The 20,974-nt window shown below is 62.7% G+C and carries 20 protein-coding genes; 10 read left to right on the top strand and 10 right to left on the bottom strand.

Annotation, left to right across the window (positions count from 1 at the left end; genetic code table 11):
- The first annotated feature begins 112 nt into the window (after window positions 1–112).
- Together NKJ75_RS13645 and NKJ75_RS13640 are read left to right on the top strand one after the other, a co-directional pair.
- Window positions 113–1,357, top strand: coding sequence for an MFS transporter (locus tag NKJ75_RS13645; RefSeq protein ID WP_023833517.1), 1,245 nt, complete (start codon window positions 113–115; stop codon window positions 1,355–1,357).
- 141 nt (window positions 1,358–1,498) lie between these two features.
- Window positions 1,499–2,413, top strand: coding sequence for an alpha/beta fold hydrolase (locus NKJ75_RS13640; protein WP_023744300.1), 915 nt, complete (start codon window positions 1,499–1,501; stop codon window positions 2,411–2,413).
- A 98-nt stretch (window positions 2,414–2,511) separates the two neighbouring features.
- Here the strand turns inward: NKJ75_RS13640 and NKJ75_RS13635 are convergent, their stop codons facing one another.
- On the bottom strand, window positions 2,512–3,354 hold the full coding sequence (locus tag NKJ75_RS13635; protein ID WP_502903867.1) for an alpha/beta fold hydrolase: 843 nt from the start codon (window positions 3,352–3,354) through the stop codon (window positions 2,512–2,514).
- A gap of 150 nt (window positions 3,355–3,504) precedes the next feature.
- Here NKJ75_RS13635 and NKJ75_RS13630 point away from each other — a divergent pair, with 150 nt between their 5' ends.
- Complete coding sequence (locus NKJ75_RS13630; protein WP_023744298.1) at window positions 3,505–3,936, top strand: MarR family winged helix-turn-helix transcriptional regulator; 432 nt, start codon at window positions 3,505–3,507, stop codon at window positions 3,934–3,936.
- Window positions 3,937–3,958: 22 nt separating this feature from the next.
- Here NKJ75_RS13630 and NKJ75_RS13625 read toward each other — a convergent pair whose 3' ends face one another.
- The 4 genes from NKJ75_RS13625 to NKJ75_RS13610 all read right to left on the bottom strand — a co-directional run bounded on the left by NKJ75_RS13625 (window position 3,959) and on the right by NKJ75_RS13610 (window position 9,395).
- Window positions 3,959–4,720 (bottom strand): glutamine amidotransferase, encoded by a 762-nt coding sequence (locus NKJ75_RS13625; RefSeq protein ID WP_023744297.1) that lies wholly within the window; start codon window positions 4,718–4,720, stop codon window positions 3,959–3,961.
- 79 nt (window positions 4,721–4,799) lie between these two features.
- Window positions 4,800–5,801: a rhamnose ABC transporter substrate-binding protein gene (locus NKJ75_RS13620; RefSeq protein ID WP_031203833.1), complete on the bottom strand. Its 1,002-nt coding sequence runs from the start codon at window positions 5,799–5,801 to the stop codon at window positions 4,800–4,802.
- Window positions 5,802–5,847: 46 nt separating this feature from the next.
- Window positions 5,848–6,837, bottom strand: coding sequence for an ABC transporter permease (locus tag NKJ75_RS13615; protein WP_023670040.1), 990 nt, complete (start codon window positions 6,835–6,837; stop codon window positions 5,848–5,850).
- Window positions 6,834–9,395 carry an ATP-binding cassette domain-containing protein gene (locus NKJ75_RS13610; protein WP_352499790.1) on the bottom strand — a complete coding sequence of 854 codons (2,562 nt, stop codon included), beginning with the start codon at window positions 9,393–9,395 and terminating at the stop codon, window positions 6,834–6,836. The genes NKJ75_RS13615 and NKJ75_RS13610 overlap by 4 nt, the downstream gene beginning before the upstream one ends.
- A 186-nt stretch (window positions 9,396–9,581) precedes the next feature.
- Here NKJ75_RS13610 and NKJ75_RS13605 point away from each other — a divergent pair, with 186 nt between their 5' ends.
- The 7 genes from NKJ75_RS13605 (at window position 9,582) to NKJ75_RS13575 (ending at window position 15,915) form a co-directional block, all read left to right on the top strand.
- Window positions 9,582–10,868: an ROK family transcriptional regulator gene (locus tag NKJ75_RS13605; protein ID WP_023744294.1), complete on the top strand. Its 1,287-nt coding sequence runs from the start codon at window positions 9,582–9,584 to the stop codon at window positions 10,866–10,868.
- Between the two features lie 265 nt (window positions 10,869–11,133).
- Complete coding sequence (locus NKJ75_RS13600; protein WP_023686131.1) at window positions 11,134–11,778, top strand: 50S ribosomal protein L25/general stress protein Ctc; 645 nt, start codon at window positions 11,134–11,136, stop codon at window positions 11,776–11,778.
- Between the two features lie 21 nt (window positions 11,779–11,799).
- Window positions 11,800–12,540: an aminoacyl-tRNA hydrolase gene (pth, locus tag NKJ75_RS13595; RefSeq protein ID WP_023744293.1), complete on the top strand. Its 741-nt coding sequence runs from the start codon at window positions 11,800–11,802 to the stop codon at window positions 12,538–12,540.
- A 95-nt stretch (window positions 12,541–12,635) separates the two neighbouring features.
- Window positions 12,636–13,739 (top strand): redox-regulated ATPase YchF, encoded by a 1,104-nt coding sequence (gene ychF / locus NKJ75_RS13590; RefSeq protein WP_352499789.1) that lies wholly within the window; start codon window positions 12,636–12,638, stop codon window positions 13,737–13,739.
- 200 nt (window positions 13,740–13,939) lie between these two features.
- Entirely contained in the window at window positions 13,940–14,914 is a 975-nt protein-coding gene (corA, locus tag NKJ75_RS13585; protein WP_023701569.1) for a magnesium/cobalt transporter CorA, read from the top strand.
- 78 nt (window positions 14,915–14,992) lie between these two features.
- Entirely contained in the window at window positions 14,993–15,454 is a 462-nt protein-coding gene (locus NKJ75_RS13580; RefSeq protein ID WP_023744291.1) for a MaoC family dehydratase, read from the top strand.
- Window positions 15,451–15,915 (top strand): MaoC family dehydratase, encoded by a 465-nt coding sequence (locus NKJ75_RS13575; protein WP_023744290.1) that lies wholly within the window; start codon window positions 15,451–15,453, stop codon window positions 15,913–15,915. Before NKJ75_RS13580 ends, NKJ75_RS13575 begins: the two co-directional genes overlap by 4 nt.
- A gap of 139 nt (window positions 15,916–16,054) precedes the next feature.
- Here the strand turns inward: NKJ75_RS13575 and NKJ75_RS13570 are convergent, their stop codons facing one another.
- The 5 genes from NKJ75_RS13570 to petA all read right to left on the bottom strand — a co-directional run bounded on the left by NKJ75_RS13570 (window position 16,055) and on the right by petA (window position 20,757).
- A complete protein-coding gene (locus NKJ75_RS13570) occupies window positions 16,055–16,600 on the bottom strand; it encodes an adenine phosphoribosyltransferase (protein WP_013529989.1) in 546 nt (181 codons plus the stop codon).
- A 9-nt stretch (window positions 16,601–16,609) separates the two neighbouring features.
- Window positions 16,610–17,755: an alpha-hydroxy acid oxidase gene (locus NKJ75_RS13565; protein ID WP_023744289.1), complete on the bottom strand. Its 1,146-nt coding sequence runs from the start codon at window positions 17,753–17,755 to the stop codon at window positions 16,610–16,612.
- A 185-nt stretch (window positions 17,756–17,940) separates the two neighbouring features.
- On the bottom strand, window positions 17,941–18,813 hold the full coding sequence (locus NKJ75_RS13560; protein WP_023670029.1) for a cytochrome c1: 873 nt from the start codon (window positions 18,811–18,813) through the stop codon (window positions 17,941–17,943).
- 23 nt (window positions 18,814–18,836) lie between these two features.
- Window positions 18,837–20,180, bottom strand: coding sequence for a cytochrome b (locus NKJ75_RS13555; protein ID WP_023670028.1), 1,344 nt, complete (start codon window positions 20,178–20,180; stop codon window positions 18,837–18,839).
- Window positions 20,181–20,196: 16 nt separating this feature from the next.
- Window positions 20,197–20,757, bottom strand: coding sequence for a ubiquinol-cytochrome c reductase iron-sulfur subunit (petA, locus tag NKJ75_RS13550; protein WP_023670027.1), 561 nt, complete (start codon window positions 20,755–20,757; stop codon window positions 20,197–20,199).
- Between the last annotated feature and the right edge of the window lie 217 nt (window positions 20,758–20,974).

Here is a 20,974-nt window from a genome sequence, read left to right as displayed (position 1 = left end):
CGCAGGGGCGTCGCCCAAGCGCTTCAGACGAGCGTCCTTAAGGCGGTCCGCGGGAGCGGCCGCCAAGCCTGCCCGCGGGCAAACACCCGCCAAAAAGACCTCGGAGCCTGCCTTGACCGATACGACAGCCACCAGCATTGCACCGCAGCCAAGCGCCAGCCTCCCTTCAGCCCAGGCGACCGCCTTCACCGTCATTCTGGCGGTGAGCTTTTGCCACGGCATCAACGACATCATGCAATCGCTGCTGCCGGCGATCTATCCGCTACTGAAAGAGAATTACGGTCTCGATTTCTGGCAGATCGGTCTTTTGACCTTCACCTTCCAGGTCACGGCGTCGCTGCTGCAGCCGGTCATCGGCATGATCACCGACAAGCGGCCAATGCCCTATTCACTGCCCTACGGCATGGCGTCCTCGCTGCTTGGCCTGATCGTTCTGGCCTATGCCGGCCACTATGCGCTGCTTCTGGTCGGCGCCTCGCTGATCGGCATCGGCTCGGCGATCTTCCATCCGGAATCCTCGCGCATTGCCCGCTTTGCCTCCGGCGGCCGCTTTGGCCTGGCGCAATCTTTGTTCCAGGTCGGCGGCAATTTCGGCCAGTCGATGGGGCCGCTGCTCGCTGCCTTCATCGTTGTGCCCTTCGGCCAGACCAGCATTTCATGGTTCGCCGTCGGGTCTCTGATCGGCATCATCGTTTTGTCGCGGGTCGGCGGCTGGTACAGCCGGATGCGCGCCGCGCAGGGCAATCGCAAGGCGGCAAGCTTCGTCTCCCCCTTCCCGCGCAAGAAGGTGATGGGAGCGCTGGCGGTGCTGACGCTGCTGGTGCTGACCAAGAACGCCTACATCGCCTCTCTCTCCAGCTACTACACCTTTTATTCCATCCATAAGTTCGGCGTGTCGGTGCAGATGAGCCAGGTCATGCTGTTCCTGTTCCTCGGCGCCTCGGCGCTGGGCATCCTGCTCGGCGGACCGTTCGGCGACCGCTACGGCCAGAAGGCGATGATCTGGTTCTCGATCGTCGGCGTGCTGCCGTTCACGCTGGCGCTGCCCTACGCCAATTTCGAATGGACGATGGTGCTGACGGTGCTGATCGGCCTGATCCTGTCCTCGGCCTTCTCCAACATCGTCGTGTTTGCGCAGGAGTTGGTGCCGGGACGTGTCGGCACCATCGCCGGGATCTTCTTCGGCTTCGCCTTCGGCATGGGCGGCATTGCAGCCGCCGTGCTCGGCGTCGTCGCCGACATGAAGGGCATCGATTTCGTCTTCCAGATCTGCTCGTATCTGCCGCTGCTCGGCCTGCTGACGGTGTTCCTGCCCAACATGAAGGAAGCCAGGAAGGCGCAAGCGGCGGCCAGATAAAACCGGTCGATTTTGCGGATTTGACGCAGGGCGCGGCATTGCTGCGCCCTCTGTGATTCTTTCACCATGCGCTGGTTGAAAAGCCTGCTAGAGATAGTCATCAACGAAGGCTTGGGGCCTTCGACGTCTCTGGGGGATGACATGCGCAAGATCGTATTAGCCGTATTGGGTGTGCTTCTTGTTACCTTGCCGGCGACGGCACGCATCGTTCCCTTTCCGCCGGGTTTCAAGACGCAGTCCGTCGAAACCAACGGCACCAAACTCTATGTGCGCGTTGGCGGCAAGGGTCCCGCCGTCGTGCTGCTGCACGGCTTTGCCGATACCGGAGACATGTGGGGCGCCGCGGCCATCGCCCTCGCAAAGGACCACACCGTCATCGTGCCGGACCTGCGCGGCATGGGTCTGTCGGCCCACCCGGAAGCGGGCTACGCCAAGAAGAACCAGGCCGTCGACATCGCCGGCGTGTTGGATGCCCTGAAGATCGACAAGGCAGATCTCGTCACCCACGACATCGGCAACATGGTCGGCTATGCGCTCGCCGCTCAGTATCCCAAGCGCATCACCAAATGGGTTATCATCGACGCGCCGCTGCCCGGCATAGGCGACTGGGAAAAGATCAAGCAAAGCCCGCTGCTTTGGCACTTCAACTTCCGCGGCCCTGATATGGAGCGGCTGGTCGCGGGGCGCGAGCGCATCTATCTCGACCGCTTCTACAACGAGCTGTCGGCTGACCCCAAGAAGATCGACGAGGCGACGCGCAGGCACTACGCCAAACTCTATGCCCGCCCGCATGCGATGCATGACGCTTTCGAGCAGTTCAAGGCGTTTGACCAGGACGCGATCGACAACCAGGCGATGCTTGCCGCCGGCGGCAAACTGACCATGCCGGTGCTGGCTGTCGGCGGTGAAAAATCCGCTGGCACTACGCAGGCCGATGTCCTGCGGGTTGTTGCGACCGATGTCACGGGCGGCATCGTGCCCGCTTCCGGACACTGGATCATGGAGGAAAACCCCGACGACACCGTCAAACTGATCACTGGTTTTCTCGATAAATAGGCACCGTCTCGCTGACATTTCGATGAAAGCAAAGGCACCCGCCCGGCGGCGGGTGCCTTGCTTATCCGACTGGACGATGTCTATTCAACTGAACGGTTCTACGCCTTGAAGAAGGCCAGGAGGTCGGCATTGATGACATCGGCATGGGTCGTCGCCATGCCGTGCGGGAAGCCCTTGTAGACCTTGAGCTCGCCCTTTTTGAGCAGCTTGACAGCCAGCAGCGCGGAGTCGGCGATCGGAACGATCTGGTCGTCGTCGCCATGCATCACCAGCACCGGCACGTCGATGGCCTTCAGATCGTCGGTGAAGTCGGTTTCCGAGAACGCCTTGATGCAATCGTAAAGCGCCTTGGTGCCGCCCATCATGCCCTGGCGCCACCAATTCTCGACGACAGCCTGCGACACCTGGGCGCCGGGGCGGTTGAAGCCGTAGAACGGGCCGGCCGCGACATCGTGGAAAAACTGGGCGCGGTTGGCTGCCTGGGCGGAGCGCAAACCGTCGAAAACCTCGATCGGCAGGCCGCCGGGATTGGCCGCCGTCTTCAGCATGATCGGCGGCACCGCGCCGAGCAATGCGGCCTTGGCGACACGGCCGCCGGAGCCGTACTTCGCGACATAGCGGGCCACTTCGCCGCCACCGGTAGAATGACCGACATGGATAGCGTCCTTGAGGTCGAGATGCGCCGCAAGTTCCGCGACATCGGCGGCATAAGTATCCATCTCGTTGCCGGTATCGGTCTGGGTCGAGCGGCCATGGCCGCGCCGGTCATGGGCAATGACGCGGTACCCCTTGGACAGGAAGAACAGCATCTGGGCGTCCCAGTCGTCGCTGCTCAGCGGCCAGCCGTGATGGAAGACGATGGGTTGTCCCGTTCCCCAATCCTTGTAGAAAATTTCGGTGCCGTCCTTGGTGGTGATCGTGCTGCTGCCGGCCTTGGTCATCTCGCTCTCCATTGATTGCTTCCGCGATAATCAATATCGCGATAACTATATGACTAGCGCAGGTCCAAATCCTTGTTTTCAGAAAATATATATCGCGATATCATTTTTCGTGGTACATATTGATGTGCTCAGTCGGCAAAGGAATGCCTCGTGCCTCTCCCGTTGGACAACCAGATCTGTTTTTCGCTTTACGCCACCAGCATGGCAATCAACCGCACCTACAAGCCCATGCTGGACGAGATGGGCATCACCTATCCGCAATATCTCGTGCTGAACGCACTTGCCGAAGCCGGCGGGATGTCGGTCGGCTCGATTGCGCACAGACTCGCTTTGGAATCGAGCACCATCACGCCGCTGGTGAAGCGCATGGAACAGGCCGGTCTCGTCACCCGCCAGCGCAGCCAGACGGACGAGCGCCAAGTGCAGGTCGACCTGACGCCTGCCGGCCGCGCGCTGCTCGTCCAGTGCAACTGCCTCAACGAAACCCTGATCGAACGCTCGGGCATGACGATGGCTGATCTCGATGCCTTGAATCGGCGGATCCAGGCGCTGCGCGAAGCGTTGAGCAGCAAGCCGGACTAGCTGCCCTACAAACACGCCAGGCTTAATCCTTGCCGGCCAGCCAGCGCACGACGTTGCCCATCAGCTTGCCGTAGAGCGGCCATCCCAAAAAGTCCTGCGACAGCCAGTGTGGGCCGATGTCGGTCGCCCACGCGACGGTGCGGCCGTGGCCAACGCTGCGAGCAGCAAGCAGCGGCCAGTCCGTGCCACGATAATGGCAGGTCGCCAGCAGCTGGGACGAGCCATCGCGCCTGAAATCGAGTTTGTTCATGCCGAGGATCGGCGGCAACGGGCCCGCGACACCGGCAAGGATTGGATGCGACGCCTGAAGGATCGACGGCTGCAGGCCTTGCGGCACTTCCAGCCCGTCCGAGAATGGCAGGCAGCGCACGGGCAGGATGTCCTCGACCGGGGTGTCGTGGAAACGCGCCGTGCCGAACATGCCCTGGAACCCCATATAGCCGCCGGCCAGCATCAGCCCGCCACCGCCTTCGACATAGGCCTTGAGGACGTCGAGGCGGTTGGCGCCGATGCGCCCGGCGCGGGCCTCCGGCGTGACCAGCAAGGTCAGCGCGCCGACATCGGAGATCACCACCGCCTGGTATTCGGCCAGCGCGTCGAGGTCATACGGAAATTCGGCCGCGCAGCGATCGCCACCGATCTGCGTCACCGCTATGCCCTCTGCGGCAAGTGCGGCATTGAAGGCCGTCGCGCCGTTTACCCACGTCGCACTCGTCAGCACATCGCCGCCGGCGGCAACCGAGGTCGTCGCCGCGAAGGTCTCGCCTGCCAGCAAGAGTTTCATCGTCGCCCTCACGCTTTTCGACTGACAATTGAACGAGCGGGCGCCGGCTTGAACCGGCGCCCGCCGGGCCTTGGGAGGCTTAGAACTTAAACTCGGCCAGGTTTTCCGGCGTCACGATCTTGGCCGGGCCAAGGATCAGTTCGCCGCTGGCCCCGATCGTGTATTCGCCGAGCCTGCCCGCCGTGAACTTCTCACCTTCCTTGCCGGTGATCTTGCACTGCGCCAGCGCCTGGGCCGCCTGATAGGTCAGGTAGCCGAGATCGGTGACATTCCACCAGATATCCTGGGCAGAGCCATCCTTGATGTATTTCGAAATCAAAGTGGCCGGCGCAAGGCCGGTCAGCTTGACCTTGCCGATCATGCCGGCTTCCTCGAGTGCGCGCGCGGCCGCCGGAAGGCCAATGCCTGCCGGCACGATGATCACCTTGAGATCCGGAAACGCCTGCACCAGCGCCAAGGCCTGCTGCTGGTTGACCTGCTCGCTCTCCTCGCCATAGGCGACCTGCACCAGTTTCATCTTGGCGTATTTCGGCTCTGCCGCCATCTTCGCCTTCATGAAGTCGATCCAGGCGTTCTGGTTGGTCGCCGTCGGCGTCGACGACAGGATGGCGAACTCGCCTTCGCCGCCGCTGAGGTTGAATGCGCTTTCCAGCATCATTTCGGCCAGACTGTCGCCCTTCACCTGGTTCACGAACACCGCGCGCGCATCGGCCGCGACGTCGGAATCGTACGAGATCACCCGGACGCCTTGCTGAACGGCGCGCTTCAGCGCAGGCGCAACCGCATTGGCGTCGTTGCCGGCGATAGCGATGACCCCGACCTTCTGCGACACAAGGCTGTTGATGAATTCGATCTGTGCCTCGGCCGTCGCTTGCGACGGGGCAACCTGGGTGGCGGTGCCGCCAATTTCCTTCGCAGCCTCCTCGGCGCCGCCGAAAGCCACCTTGAAGTAGGGATCGGTGTCGAGCTTGGGCAGGAAGCCGACGGTCACCGGTTCCTTGGCGCATTCCTGGCTGTAGGCCAGCGAGGCCGGCGCAAGCAGAACCGCGGATGCGAGCAGGGCTATTCTAAACGCTTTCATTGTGTCTCCTCCGTCAGAATTCGGGCTTGAAGAAAGGGGCCCGAGATCACCCCTTGGTTTCGCGCAGGACGCGCGATCTTGACAGCCGCTCCTCCAGGGAGCGCCAGTAATTGCCGACCAGCAGCGAGCCGATCAGAAGCAGGCCGATGATCATGCCTTGAGCGTCGCCGCCGATCTGGTTGAGCGCCAGCACATTTCGGATGATGGCGATCAACAGCAGCGCCAGCATGACCCCCGTGAGCCGCCCCTTACCACCGAAGACGCTGACGCCGCCGAGCAGCACGATGGTGATGACATCGAGCTCCATGCCGAGCGCATTGTTGGCGCGGGCGTTGGAGAGGCGCGCGGTATAGACGATGCCGGCGATGGCTGCGACCATGCCCGAAACGACGAACAGCTTCAGCACCATTTTGCGCGTATCGATGCCGGAATAACGCGCCACTTCGGGGCTGCCGCCGAGCGCATAGATGCGCTTGCCGGTCGGCGTCTTCTGCAGCACCACCGCGAAGATCGGCGCCAGCAGCAGGAACGGCACGATGGTCCACGGGATTTGTGTGCCCGGCAGATTGCTGATGCCGAAATCGACGACCGCCGGCGGCAATATGTTGACCGAACCGGTGCCGAGCAGGATGTAGCCAATGCCCCGATAGAGCGCCATGGTGCCGAGCGTCACCACCAGCGACTGCAGCCCCAGCCCTGAAACCAGATAGCCATTGAAGGCGCCGAGCAGGCCGCCGAAGACCAGCGTCAGCGGAATGGCCGCCAGCGTCGGCACGCCGCCCTGGACGAGCAGGCCAAACACCACGGATGTCAGCGCCAGCACCGAGGCGATCGACAGGTCGATCTCGCGGGTGATGATGAGCAGCGTCATCGGCAGGATCAGCAACGCCTTTTCCGAGGCGCTTGCGGCCAATTGCGAGAGGTTGAAGCCGGAGACGAAATTCGGCACGAAGACCGCCGCATAGATAAAGACGGCGAGGCAGGCGGTCGCCAGCAGCAGATCCCAGAAGTCGATCGAGCGGATAAACTTTCTCATCTCGCCCTCGCCTGTCTCGCCTGTTCGGCGCGCCGCACGATGAAGGTGTCGATGCCGATGGCAACCAGGATCACCAGGCCATAGACGCCCTGCAGCCAGAGCGGATCGACGCGCACCAGCGTCAGCCCGTTCTTGATGACCAAGAGCGTGAGCGCGCCAAGGATGATGCCGAGCAGCGTGCCCGAGCCGCCGCGGATGGCGACGCCGCCGACCACCGCAGAGGCGATCACCGTGAGTTCGAAGCCGAGCGCGACGCGGGCATCGATGGTGGCGTAGCGCGAAGCCCACAGGGCGCCGCACAGGCCGCCTAGCAGGCCGGCCATGCCGAAGGCCAGCAGGATGCGCCGGTCGACCGGAATGCCGATCAGCCTTGCGCCGTCCGGGTTGGAACCGGTGGCAAACAGCTCGCGCCCGGTTGCGGTGCGATAGAGCAGCACATAGCCGGCGCACAGGATGACAATAGCGATGATGACGATCAGCGGCACGCCTGCGATCTTCAGCCCGGTCATGTCGAGCCAGGCTTGCGTGACTTCGTCGGCGCTGACCTGGTCGCCCGCCGCCCAGATCGAGTTGAAACCGCGGAAGATCGACATCGAAGCCAGCGTAACGACGATGGCCGGGATCTTTCCCCTGGTAACGACAAGGCCGTTGAGCAGTCCGGCAAAGCCGCCGACCGCGCAGGCGGTGATCAGGCCGATGCCGATGTCCAATCCGGGATAGGCCTGAACCATGCTGGCCGCCATATAGGCGGAGAGGCCGATCACAGCTGCGATCGACAGGTCGATGTTGCGGGTGATCAGCACCAGCATCTGCGCCAGTGCGGCGACAATCAGCAAGGCCGCGTCCATCGACACAGCGGTGAGGTTCGCCGCGCTCACCATGCGCGGGTTGATGATGGTGACCGGAATGGCGACGGCGAGCATCGCCGCAAGCAGGCCGAATTCCCGCCGCTTCAGAAAATCGAACGGTCCTTTTGCCTTTTCCTCCTCGGCGGCGCGTTCTATCTGCGCTGCCTGGCCGGCGCGTTCATCGGTCCTGGTCGCCGCTTCCAGTACCTTTTCCTGCGTGGCTTGTCCGCGCGAAAACTCAGCAGTCTGGCGGCCTTCGCGCAGCACGATAATGCGGTCGCACATGCCGATCAGCTCGGGCATCTCTGACGAGATCAGCACGATCGCCATGCCTTGCGCGGCAAGGTCAGCGATCATTGCATGCACTTCCGCCTTGGTGCCGACATCGATGCCTTGCGTCGGCTCGTCGAGGATGAGCACGCGCGGCTCGGTGCGCAGCCATTTGGCCAGCACCACCTTCTGCTGGTTGCCGCCGGATAACTCTTTCACCGGCTGCCCGTAGCCGGAAAAGCGCAGCTTCATGCGCTTCAGCCAGTCCGCCACCAGACCGATGGCGCGGTCGGTGCCGTAGAGACCGCGTTGTGCGGCCTTGTCGAGAACAGGTAGCACCGCATTGTCGAGGATGGAGAAATCCATCACCAGGCTCTGGCCCATGCGATCTTCCGACACATAGGCGATGCGCGCATCCATGGCGTCGCGCGCCGAGGCGAACTGCACGGGCTTGCGGTCGATCAGGATTTCGCCGGCCTCGGGCCGGTCGATACCGAACAGCACGCGCGCAATCTCGGTGCGTCCGCTGCCGACCAGACCGCCAAGGCCGAGCACCTCACCTGCGTGAAGCTTGAGGTCGATGCCGGTAAAGCCGCCGGCGCGCGAAAGTCCCTTCCCCTCCAGCACCAGCGCGCCTGAGGCATGGCGCCGTTCGGGATAGAGGTCGGTGACTTCGCGGCCGACCATCATGCTGATGGCGGCAGCGCGGCCAAGCTCGGCTTTCGGCTTGACGCCGATCAGGCGCCCGTCACGCAGCACCGCGATGCGGTCGGCGATGCGGAAGATTTCATCCATGCGGTGGCCGACGAACATCATCGCCACGCCGTGCAGCCTGAGATCGGCAACGACGGAAAACAGCCGCTCGACCTCGCGTTGCGACAATGCGGCCGTGGGTTCGTCCATGATCAGCACGCGGGCATCCAGCGACAGCGCGCGGGCGATCTCGACCAGTTGTTGTTCAGAGGTACGCAGTGTTCCCAGCCGCGTTGCCGCCGGCACATCGAGCCCGACGGTGGCCAGCACCTTGCGGGCGCCGGCCAGCATGGCGGCATTGTCGATGCCGCCAAAGCGGTCGCGCGGCATGTGGCCGAGATAGATGTTCTCCGCCACCGACAGATCGGGAAACAGGCCAGGATGCTGGTGCATGACCGCAATGCCGGCCGCCTGCGCGTCATGCGGCGAATGGAAGACGGCTGATTTGCCGTCAACCTCGACATGACCGCTGGTGGGAGAATGCACACCGGCCAGAAGCTTCACGCAGGTGCTCTTGCCGGCGCCGTTTTCGCCAAGCAGCGCCAGCACCTCGCCGGAGCGCAATTCGAAGGAGGCGTCCTTGAGCGCAATCGTGCCGCCGAAAGCCTTCGTCGCCTGAACCAGGGCAACAGGAACAGCCCGCACCACCGCAGCGTCGGCTTCGCTTTGTGTGCCCGAGTGCAGCACGTCTCCTCCCTGACTAGTTATTTTTTCAATTTGCTATATTAAATAGCGCAAAGGCGCAACGGCAAAATTGACTTCCATGGTTCCGACGCGCACTGTCGCCTCTCGCACAGGCATCGCAGGATGCTTCGGCCGAAGGTGGTTTCGGCCTCTTGCGGTAAGACGGCGACATTTGAGGAGACGTGGGTTTTGTCAGGGAAAGGCAGCAATTCTGTCAAAGTTCGCCACTACAACGAGCGTTTCGTGCTCGACGCCATCCGTCGCCTCAAGGAAGCCTCCAAGTCCGATCTGGCGCGCGCAGCAAGCCTGACGCCGGCGGCGGTCGCTGCGATCGTCGACGGCCTGGAATCCTCCGGTTTCGTAAAGCAAGTGGGAAAAAGGTTCGGACAACGCGGATCGCCCTCCACGCTGTACCGGCTGACACCGGAACGCATCTACAGCGTCGGCATCAAGATCGGCCGGCGTGCGCTGGAAGCCGTTCTGGTCGACTTCGCCGGTGAAATCCGAGCAAGAGAGTCGCACGAATACCGCTTCCCCGATCCTGATCTGGTGCTGAAGGCCGGCAACATGGCGCTGGCCACCTTCGAAAAGCTGGTGGATGGGCTTGGCGATGCCAGCATCGTCGGCGTCGGCATTGCCTCACCCTATTTCCTCGGCGGCTGGAGCGAGGAACTCGGCTTTCCCGACGATCTCGGCAGCCGCTGGGAAGCGATCGACCTGACGACTTGCTTTGCCACGCCGGCGAAGACGCCGGTGTTCGTGGAAAACGACGCCACGTCGGCGGCGCTGGCCGAACTTGTCCAGGGCGCCGGCGCCCGCTTCCGCGATTTCATGCACATCTCGATCGACACTTTTGTCGGCGGCGGCCTGGTGCAAGGCGGCAGGGTCCACACCGGGCCGCATGGCAACAGCGCTGCCCTCGGACCCTTGCCCGTCTCGCCCTCAAGCCTCGATTCGGTGGCGGCGAAGCCTGCGCGCTACCAGAGCCTACTGCATCGCGCCTCGATCTATGTGCTGGTCAATCACCTGAGGTCGCGCGGCGTGGTGATCAATCGTGTGCGGGAACTCGATCCGTTGCCAGCCGAAGCGCGCGTGCCGCTGTTCGAATGGATCGACGATTGTGCGAGCGCGCTGGTCGAGGCGATCATCGCCATCACCTCCATCATCGACATCGAGGCCATCGTTCTCGACTCGATCCTGCCCAGGCCGATCCATCTCGAACTGCTGGCAAGGGTGCAGGCCCAGTTCAACCAGGCCAGCGCAATCGGCATCGTCGCGCCGGAGATCGTGTCGGGGCAATTCGGCCCTGAGGCCTCCTCGATCGGCGCTGCCATGCTTCCGTTCTCGGCGCTGCTGGCGCCCGACAGCGGCGTGCTCATGATCGGCAAGGACCGGACGAAACTGCTGAGCGCTCTGTCCACGCTCGGTGGCGCCAAGGGAAACGGATCAAATCCGCCCACCGACCTGCCGGCCTGAGCGCAATGCGGCGCGCCCAACGCAGGCATCGGCCGCCCTTGCCCGCCATGGCTTGCACGCCTGCCCGCCTTCCGCTATAGAGCCGCCACCCGCGTAGACACCCTTGGAGGCAACGCGGCGGAAGGCTGCCTTCCCTTGTGATCCCGAACAAAGCTCCGCGTATGCGGTTTCTGGCATTCGGACATCCAGGCCTGGCGGCTTTCGACGTTTACGGTCCAGGCACACTGCCACCGCAAACGCTCCATAAAACGCGAAAGGAAATGCCATGAGCCACGATACTTACGAGCTCAAGGCCGAAGCGCGCGAACAGGTCGGTAAGGGGTCCGCCCGTGCAGTTCGCCGCAACGGTAAAGTGCCTGCAGTTATCTACGGCGACAGACAGCCTCCCCTGGCGATTGCGCTGAACTATAAGGACGTCTTCTACAAAATCCATGGCGGCGGGTTTTTGACCACGATCGCCACGATCGATGTCGACGGCAAGAAAATCCAGGTTCTGCCCAAGGATTTCCAGCTCGACCCCGTCAAGGATTTCCCGGTCCATGTCGACTTCCTGCGCATCGGCAAGGACACCGAGGTCAACGTCGACGTGCCTGTCCACTTCATCAATGAAGACAAGTCGCCCGGCATCAAGCGCGGCGGCGTGCTCAACATCGTGCGTCACGAAGTCGAGTTCCACTGCCCGGCCAATGCGATCCCGGAATTCATCACCGTCGATCTCACCGGCGCCGACATTGGCGATTCGATCCACATCTCGGCGGTTACCTTGCCGGCCGGCGTCAAGCCGGTGATCTCCGATCGCGACTTCACCATCGCGACCATTGCCGGCTCCTCGGCGATGAAGCCGGAGACGGAAGAGACGGCGGAAGCGGCAGCCCCCGAAGCGGCGGCTCCTGCTGCCGAAGAGAAGTAATTTTCGGGCCTGGAGTTCACGATGCTTGTCTTTGCAGGCCTCGGCAATCCGGGCGCGAAATACGCTGATAACCGGCACAATGTCGGCTTCATGGCGGCGGACGCAATTGCCCGCCGCCATTCGTTTTCGCCCTGGTCGAAGAAGTTCCAGGGCCTGATCGCCGAAGGCACGATTGCCGGCGAAAAGATTCTCCTGATCAAGCCGCAGACCTTCATGAACCTGTCGGGACAGCCGGTCGGCGAAGCCCTGCGCTTCTACAAGCTCGGCCCCGAGGCGCTGACCGTCTTCTACGACGAGATTGACCTGCCGGCCGGCAAATTGCGGGTCAAGGTCGGCGGTGGCGCCGGCGGCCACAACGGCATCCGCTCGCTCGACCAGCATGTCGGCAAGAACTTTCGCCGCGTGCGCATCGGCGTCGGCCATCCCGGCGTCCGGGAAATGGTGCATGGCCATGTGCTCGGCGACTTCGCCAAGGCCGACCGCGAATGGCTGGACGTGCTGCTCAACACCATCGCCGACGATGCCGGGCTGCTGGCCAAGGGCGACGACAGTTCTTTCATGAACCGGGTGACGCTGGCCTTGCGCGACAAACTAACGCCAACCGGCGACGACGACCGTCCGCCGCCAAAGGCGCCGAAGGCTGAGGGCCCGAAAGCTCAAAGCCACATCCGCCAGGCACGGCCACAGCAGGCGCCGGCCAAGCTGCCGGAAAGCGGCCCGATGGCCGCCATGCTGAAGAAACTGTTCGGCAAGAAGGACTGAGCGTCGATAGGATCGGGACCGCGGGGCTTGACGTTGCTCACCCCTATCGCCCATAGCCCTCATCAAATTTCTAGTTTCCCGATAGGACCGGACACATGGGTTTCAAATGCGGCATCGTTGGCTTGCCCAACGTCGGCAAGTCGACGCTTTTCAACGCATTGACCAGGACGGCGGCGGCGCAGGCCGCCAACTATCCGTTCTGCACCATCGAACCGAACACCGGCGAGGTGGCGGTGCCTGATCCGCGGCTGCAGAAGATCGCCGCAATCGCCAAGTCTAAGGAGATCATCCCGACCCGCATCTCCTTCGTCGACATCGCCGGCCTGGTGCGCGGCGCCTCCAAGGGCGAAGGGCTGGGCAACCAGTTCCTCGCCAACATCCGTGAGGTCGACGCCATCGTGCATGTGCTGCGCTGTTTCGAGGATGACGACATCACCCATGTCGAGGGCAAGATCGACCCTGTCGCCGACGCCGATACGGTCGAGACCGAGCTGATGCTCGCCGACCTCGACAGCCTCGAGCGCCGCATCGTGCAGATCCGCAAGCGCGCCGGCAGCAAGGACAAGGAAGCAACCACCGTGCTGCCGATGATGGAGGCCGCACTCGAGCTCCTCCAGGCCGGCAAGCCGACCCGCATCCTGCTCAACGGCATTTCAGCGGAAGACCTGCGCATCCTGCAGGGACTGAACCTCTTGACCTCGCACCCCGTGCTCTATGTGTGCAACGTCGCCGAAGCCGACGCCGCCACCGGCAACGAGCACACCAGGGCCGTGGAAAGGATGGCGACCGCGCAGGGCGCCGGCACCGTGGTGATCTCGGCCGCGATCGAAGCCGAAGTCGCCCAGCTCTCCGACGAGGAAGAGATGGAGTTCCTGTCCTCGCTCGGCCTCGACGAACCTGGCCTCAACAAGGTCATCCGCGCCGGCTACGATCTGTTGCATCTCATCACCTATTTCACCGCCGGGCCGAAGGAGACGCGCGCCTGGACGATCCACAAGGGCGACAAGGCCCCGCAGGCGGCCGGCGTCATCCACACCGATTTCGAGCGCGGCTTCATCCGCGCCCAGACCATCGCCTACAACGACTACGTCACACTGGGCGGCGAAGTGGCGGCCAAGGAAGCCGGCAAGGCGCGCGACGAAGGCAAGGAATATGTCGTCCAGGATGGCGATGTCCTGCTGTTCAAGTTCAACACCTGAGGCGCCGCGGCTGGCGCGCTGACGGCGACCGATCACGGCTGCGTCAAGTGGAGGAGCCGGCATGCCGCTTCGCTTGACTGCCCTTGGCACCGGGTCTATGGCCGTTTGCATGCGACTTGGCCGTCCCCGTGGGAACGGCGGCGCGTGCAAGACCCATCGCTATTAAACGAAACCTTGGGCTCAACCAACGGAGACCGGCGATGATCAAGGCCTTCGTCGTCGACAATGATCGCCTGCGCCTCGCCGACGATCTCGTGGCCAATGGCGATCAGGTCGTCTGGGCCGACCTTCTCAACCCGACCAAGGAAGAAGAAACGACGATCGAGACTTGGCTCGGTGTTGCCATCCCGACGCGCGAGGAGATGGAGGAGATCGAGATTTCGAGCCGCCTCTACATCGAGGACGGCGCCTACTTCATGACCGCCACCTTGCCGGCGCAGACCGAAATCGATGATCCCTTGATGTCACCGGTTACCTTTGTGCTTGCCGGCCCGAGACTGGTCACCATCCGCTATCATGAGCCGAAGGCGTTCAAGACCTTTCCCCTGCGCGCCGAGAAGGTGGCGACAGGCTGCACCACCGGCAACACCATCCTGATCGGCCTGCTGGAGGCGATCGTCGATCGCCTAGCCGATATTCTCGAACGCGCCGGCCGTGACATCGAGACGATCTCGCGCGATATCTTCGAAGCGCGGTCGACCAAGGTGAACAAGCGCAATCGCGATTTCCAGGAACTGCTCAAGGCCATAGGCCGCAAGGAAGACATTGCCTCCTCGATCCGCGACAGCCTGATCTCGCTGCAGCGCCTCACCGGCTTCCTTGCCCACGTCGCGACCCAGATCAAGATGAGCAAGGACGTCCGCGCCCGCATCAAGACAGTATCGCGCGACGTGCTGTCGCTCGCCGACCATGCCACCTTCCTGTCGCAGAAGATCTCGTTCCTGCTCGACGCGACGCTCGGCATGATCTCGATCGAGCAGAACGCCATCATCAAGATCTTCTCGGTCGCCGCCGTCATCTTCCTGCCGCCGACGCTGGTAGCTTCGATCTACGGCATGAATTTCGACGTCATCCCGGAGCTGAAATGGGAGCTCGGCTATCCCTTCGCCATCGGCCTGATGATCCTGTCGGCGATCCTGCCGTTCTGGTATTTCCGCCGCCGCGGCTGGTTGTAGGCCCAATAGAATTCGCTTGACCAAACGCCGCCCGGACGGCATCCGGATGCCCGGTGATCGTACAACCGGATTGGGATCATGACCGCAAAAAGCTGGGCCTACGAGGATTTCACCGACGGCGCATCGATCGACCTCGGCGCCAAGCAGGTGAGTGCGGCCGAAATCATCGAATTCGCCACCGAATTCGACCCGCAGCCGATGCATCTCGACGAAGCCGCCGGCAAGGCCAGCATCCTTGGCGGCTTGGCCGCCTCCGGCTGGCACACCTGCGCGATCTTCATGCGCATGCTGTGCGACGCCTTCCTGCTCGACTCGACCGCGCAAGGCGCGCCCGGCATCGACCAGGTCAAATGGAAGAAGCCGGTGCTGGCCGGCGACACACTGGCCGGCAGCACCAGCGTGCTTGCCAGGCGCCTGTCGAAATCCAGGCCTCAGCTCGGCCTCGTCACCTTGCGCAGCGAACTGTTCAACCAGCGCGGTGAAAGCGTCTTCGAACTTGAGAACACTGTCATGTTCTTGACCCGCGAGGCCGGCGCATGAGCCTCGACGCGTTCTTCCGCATCGGCGATACCATCAACCTCGGTTCGCACACATTCGAAGCCGAGGCGATCAAGGCGTTCGCCTGCAAATACGATCCACAGGTCTTTCATGTCGACGAGGAGGCGGCGAAGAAAAGCGTGTTCGGCCGCCTCTGCGCCTCAGGCTGGCACACCGCGGCCACCTGGATGAAGCTCAATCTCAAAAATCCTATGGACGCTTCTCAATGGACCGGACCCGGCCCGGTACCAGAATTCGGCCCCTCCCCCGGCTTCAGGAACCTGAAATGGCCAAAGCCGGTCTATGCCGGAGAAACCGTCACCTTCATGCGCACGGCCCTGTCCCACCGCCCGCTCGCCAATCGCCCCGGCTGGCGGCTGCTCGCGCTGCGCTCGGAAGGATTCGATTCTACGGGCGACAAGGTGCTGGAGTTCGACAGCGCGGTGCTGGTGAAGGCTGGGTAGTGAATGGTGAGTAGTGAGTATTCAATATCAGAGTGTGTGAGTAAGCCTAGCGCCTGTCATTGAACGCTGACATTCACTATTCACTATTCACTATTCACTATTCACTATTCACTATTCACTATTAACTATTAACTACTCCCTAATGCCCCTCAAACCCGATCAACGTCCGCACCGGCACGCCCAGCGCTTCGAGCTTCGCCCGTCCGCCGAGATCCGGCAGGTCGATGACGAAGCACGCGGCAAGAATATCGGCACCGATCTGCCTTAGCAGCTTGACCGCCGCCTCCGCCGTGCCGCCGGTCGCGATCAGGTCGTCAACCAGGATCACCTTCTCGCCCGGCGCAACGCCGTCCTTGTGCATCTCCATCTCGTCCAGCCCGTATTCCAGGCTGTAGGCGACGCGTACCGTCTCGTAAGGCAGCTTGCCCTTCTTCCGGATCGGCACGAAACCGGCCGAAAGCTGGTGCGCGACCGCACCGCCGAGGATGAAGCCGCGTGCCTCGATGCCGGCGATCTTGTCGATCTTCTGGCCGGCATAGGGATGCACCAGCTCGTCGATGGCGCGGCGGAAGGCGCGCGCATTGCCGAGCAAAGTGGTGATGTCGCGAAACAGGATGCCGGGCTTGGGGTAGTCCGGAATGGTGCGGATCGCGGCGAGCAGCGTGTCTTCGAGCGAGGATTTCATGGGTCGAGATTACCTGAAACGGAGGTTGTTGCGCGACAATTGTTCGATCGAACTGCAGCCCATCAGCTTCATGCCGCGCTCGATCTCGACCCGCATCTGCTCCAGCGCCCGCTCTACGCCCGGCTGGCCGGCCGCCGCCAGGGGGAACAGATAATAGCGGCCGACGCCAACAGCCTTGGCGCCGAGCGACAGCGCCTTCAGCACATGGGTGCCGCGCTGCACGCCGCCATCCATGATGACGTCTATTCTGTCGCCGACGGCATCGACGATCTCGGCCAGTTGGTCGAACGCCGCCCGCGAGCCGTCCAGCTGCCGGCCGCCATGGTTGGACAGCACAATGCCGCTGCAGCCGATCTCGACGGCGCGCTTGGCATCCTCCACCGACATGACGCCCTTGAGACAGAACGGACCTCCCCACAGTCTGACCATCTCGGCAACATCGTCCCAAGTCATCGACGGATCGAGCATCTCGGTGAAGTAGCGGCTGATCGACATCGTGCCGCCGCCCATGTCGACATGCTCGTCGAGCTGCGGCAGCTTGAACCCCTCATGGGTGAAATAGTTGATCGCCCAGCCCGGCTTCAGCGCGAACTGCAGCATGCCGGCAAGGTTGAGCTTGAAGGGGATGGCAAAGCCGGTGCGCTTGTCGCGCTCGCGGTTGCCTCCGGTGATGCTGTCGACGGTCAGCATCATCACTTCGACGCCAACCGCTTTCGCCCGCTGCATCATCGCCCGGTTGAGGCCGCGATCCCGGTGGAAATAGAACTGGTAGACCTGCGGGCTGCTGCTGATCTTGCGCGCTTCCTCAAGACTGACGGTGCCGAGCGAGGACACGCCAAACATAGTGCCGAATTTGGCCGAAGCCTTAGCCACCGCGCGCTCGCCTTGATGATGGAACAGCCGCTGCAAGGCGGTCGGCGAGCAATAGACGGGCATGGCCAGCTTCTGGCCCATCACCGTCACAGACATGTCGATCTCACTTACCCCGCGCAGCACGCTGGGAACGAGGTCGCAGCGCTCGAAACTCTCGGTGTTGCGGCGATAGGTGACCTCGTCGTCGGCCGCGCCATCGATGTAGTTGAAGATTGGCCCCGGTAACCGCTGCTGGGCCATGCGCCGGAAATCGGAAAAGTTGTGACAGTCGCGTAGCCGCATCATCGATCCAAATGCCCCTCTAGCCGGCGATCCGCCGGGCGCGCGTGCAATACCAATCGCATGGCGCCGTGCCAACGGACTTCTTACTGGACGGCTGCTGCGCCAAGATGCGAACCATGTCCGGTTTGGCAAGCAAAAAGGGCGTCCGAAGACGCCCTTTCCATTTCCGAGGAATAAGATGCGGCTTAGTGCGCCACGCCTTCCCACACCTTGCGCTTGGTCAGATACATCAGCGCCCCGAACAGAAGCAGAAACACCAGCACGCGGAAGCCGGTCTTCTTGCGGTCTTCCATATGCGGCTCGGCCGCCCACATCAGGAACGCCGAGACGTCGCGCGAATACTGGTCGATCGTCTGCGGCGAACCGTCATCGTAGGTGACCTGGCCATCGGAGAGCGGCTTGGGCATCTTCAGCGACACGCCGGACATGAAGTATGGATTATAGTGGGTGCCTTCGGGGATCACCATGCCGGCAGGTGGCGTCTCGTCGTAGCCGGTCAGCAGCGAATGGATGTAGTCCGGGCCGCCCTGCGCATATTGCGTGAAGATGTCGAAGACGAAGCGCGGGAAGCCGCGCTCGACGCCGCGCGCCTTGGCCAGCAGCGACATATCCGGTGGGGCAGCGCCGCCGTTGGAAGCGGCAGCCGCCTCCTCATTGGCGAACGGCGCCGGGAAATGGTCGGACGGCTTGCCCGGCCGGTCGAACATGTCGCCGGCATCGTTGGGTCCATCATGGATGGTGTACTCGGCCGACAGCGACTTGATCTGCGCTTCCGAATAGCCGAGGTCCTCCAGCGTGCGGAACGCCACCAAATTCATCGAGTGGCAGGCCGAGCAGACTTCCTTGTAGACCTTCAGGCCACGCTGCAGCTGCGCCTTGTCGTAGGTGCCGAACGGACCGGCAAAAGTCCAGTCCATCTCCTTCGGCTCGTGGATCGGGAAATGCGTCGGTGCCGCCGCGTTGTGCGCCTCTTCAGCGGCGATCGCCACACTGCCGACGGCTCCGATGCCAGCGGCAAACACGCCTAGCAGGGCGAGCGAGGTGAGAATCTTTTTCATGCCAAATCCCCTTAGATTCTCACTCAGCCTTTGGTTTCCGGCGCGGCGGTCGCACCGGCCGGATGTCCCCCTCCGGCACCCTTGTTCTTCTCCAGCACCGCCTCGGTGATCGAATTCGGCAGTCTGCGTGGCGTCTCGATCAGGCCAAGCACCGGCAGGATGACGAGGAAGAAGGCGAAGTAGAACAGTGTCGCCGCTTGAGCGTAGCCAACATAGTTGCCCGAGACCTCACCTATCAGGAGGGTCAACAGACCGCCGCCTTCCGCCGGCTGCGAGCCAAGCCAGCCAAGCAGGACAGCGTCGGCGACGAACAGCCAGAAGAACAGCTTGTACCAGGGCCGGTAGACCGCCGAGCGCACCTTGGAGGTGTCGAGCCACGGCACCAGGAACAGCATGACGATGGCGCCGAACATGCACAGCACGCCGCCGAGCTTGGAGTTGATCGGCCCGATGTTGAAGGTGATCGCGCGCAGGATCGCGTAGAACGGCAGGAAGTACCATTCCGGCACGATGTGGGCCGGCGTCTTCAGCGGGTTGGCGATCGTGTAATTGTCCGGATGGCCGAGAAAGTTCGGCAGGTAGAAGACGAAATAGGCGAAGAAGAACAGGAACACGATCATGCCGAATGCATCCTTGATGGTCGCATAGGGCGTAAAGGCAACGGTGTCGGTCTTCGATTTCACCTCGATGCCGGTCGGGTTCGACTGGCCGACCACGTGCAGCGCCCAGACGTGCAGCACGACGACGCCGGCAATCATGAACGGCAGCAAATAGTGCAGCGCAAAGAAGCGGTTGAGCGTCGGGTTGTCGACGGCAAAACCGCCGAGCAGCAGTTCCTGGATCCAGTTTCCGACCAGCGGAATGGCGCTGAAGAAGCCGGTGATGACGGTGGCGCCCCAGAAGCTCATCTGACCCCAGGGCAGCACATAGCCCATGAAGCCGGTCGCCATCATCAGCAGATAGATGATGCAGCCGAGGATCCACAGCAGCTCGCGCGGCGCCTTGTAGGAGCCGTAATAAAGCCCGCGGAAGATGTGGATGTAGACGGCGACGAAGAAGAACGAGGCGCCGTTGGAATGCATGTAGCGCAACAGCCAGCCCGAATTGACGTCGCGCATGATCTTCTCGACCGAATTGAAGGCGAGATTGGTGTCGGCGGTATAGTGCATGGCCAGCACGATACCGGTCAGGATCTGCGCCACCAGCATGATCGTGAGGATGCCGCCGAAGGTCCACGCATAGTTGAGGTTGCGCGGCACCGGATAAGCGATGAAGCTGTCATAGACCATGCGCGGCAGCGGCATGCGGGCGTCGAACCAGCGTTCGATACCGGTCTTGGGCGTATAGGTCGAGTGTCCCTCGCTCATCGAAATATCCCCTGCCTCAACCGATAAGGATTTTGGTATCGGAAATGAACTTGAATACCGGCACGGCCATGTTTTCCGGCGCCGGGCCTTTGCGGATGCGGCCGGCGGTATCGTACACCGAACCGTGGCACGGGCAGAACCAGCCGCCGAAATCGCCTTCCTGGCCAAGCGGAATGCAGCCCAGATGCGTGCAGACCTGCACCATCACCATCCAGGCTTCCTTGCCGGGCGTGGTGCGGTTGGCGTCGGTCGCCGGCGCATCGGCGGGCAGATTGGCGTTGCGGGCAATAGGATCCTTGAGGTCGGCAAGGTTCACGGCCTCGCCGTCCTTCATCTCCTGCTCGGTGCGGTTGCGCACCACGACCGGCTTGCCGCGCCATTTGACGATCAGCGACATGCCAGGCGTCAGCGAGGCGACGTCGACCTCGACCGAGGCCAGCGCCAGCGTCGAGGCATCGGGGCGCATCTGGTCGATGAAGGGCCAGGCAACGGCGCCTGCGCCAACCACTGCGGCCATGCCGGTGGCGACGTAGAGAAAATCACGACGGTTGGGATCCTGGGTGTCGGTTGCGCTCACGGGTGCCTGATCCTTTCGCCTCTTCCGAGCCGGCGGCCGAGCTTTGTCCCCGCTCCATCGCGCCGGCCCGACAGCGCATGGCGAACAAGCTAGCGAATTCCTCCGGCATTTGGATTTCGGTTTATGCGTGAAGCCCGTTTTTGTCCAGCGGGCTGAAGCCACAAGGGCAGATTGTCGCGGGGACAGAACAGCGCGTCAGTTGGCCAGATGCCCAAAG

The sequence above is a fragment of the Mesorhizobium sp. M0058 genome (genome assembly GCF_040323095.1).
Lineage (GTDB): Bacteria > Pseudomonadota > Alphaproteobacteria > Rhizobiales > Rhizobiaceae > Mesorhizobium.
Note: the sequence above shows the minus strand (reverse complement) of the source record. Positions and strands in the feature narration are given on the sequence as shown.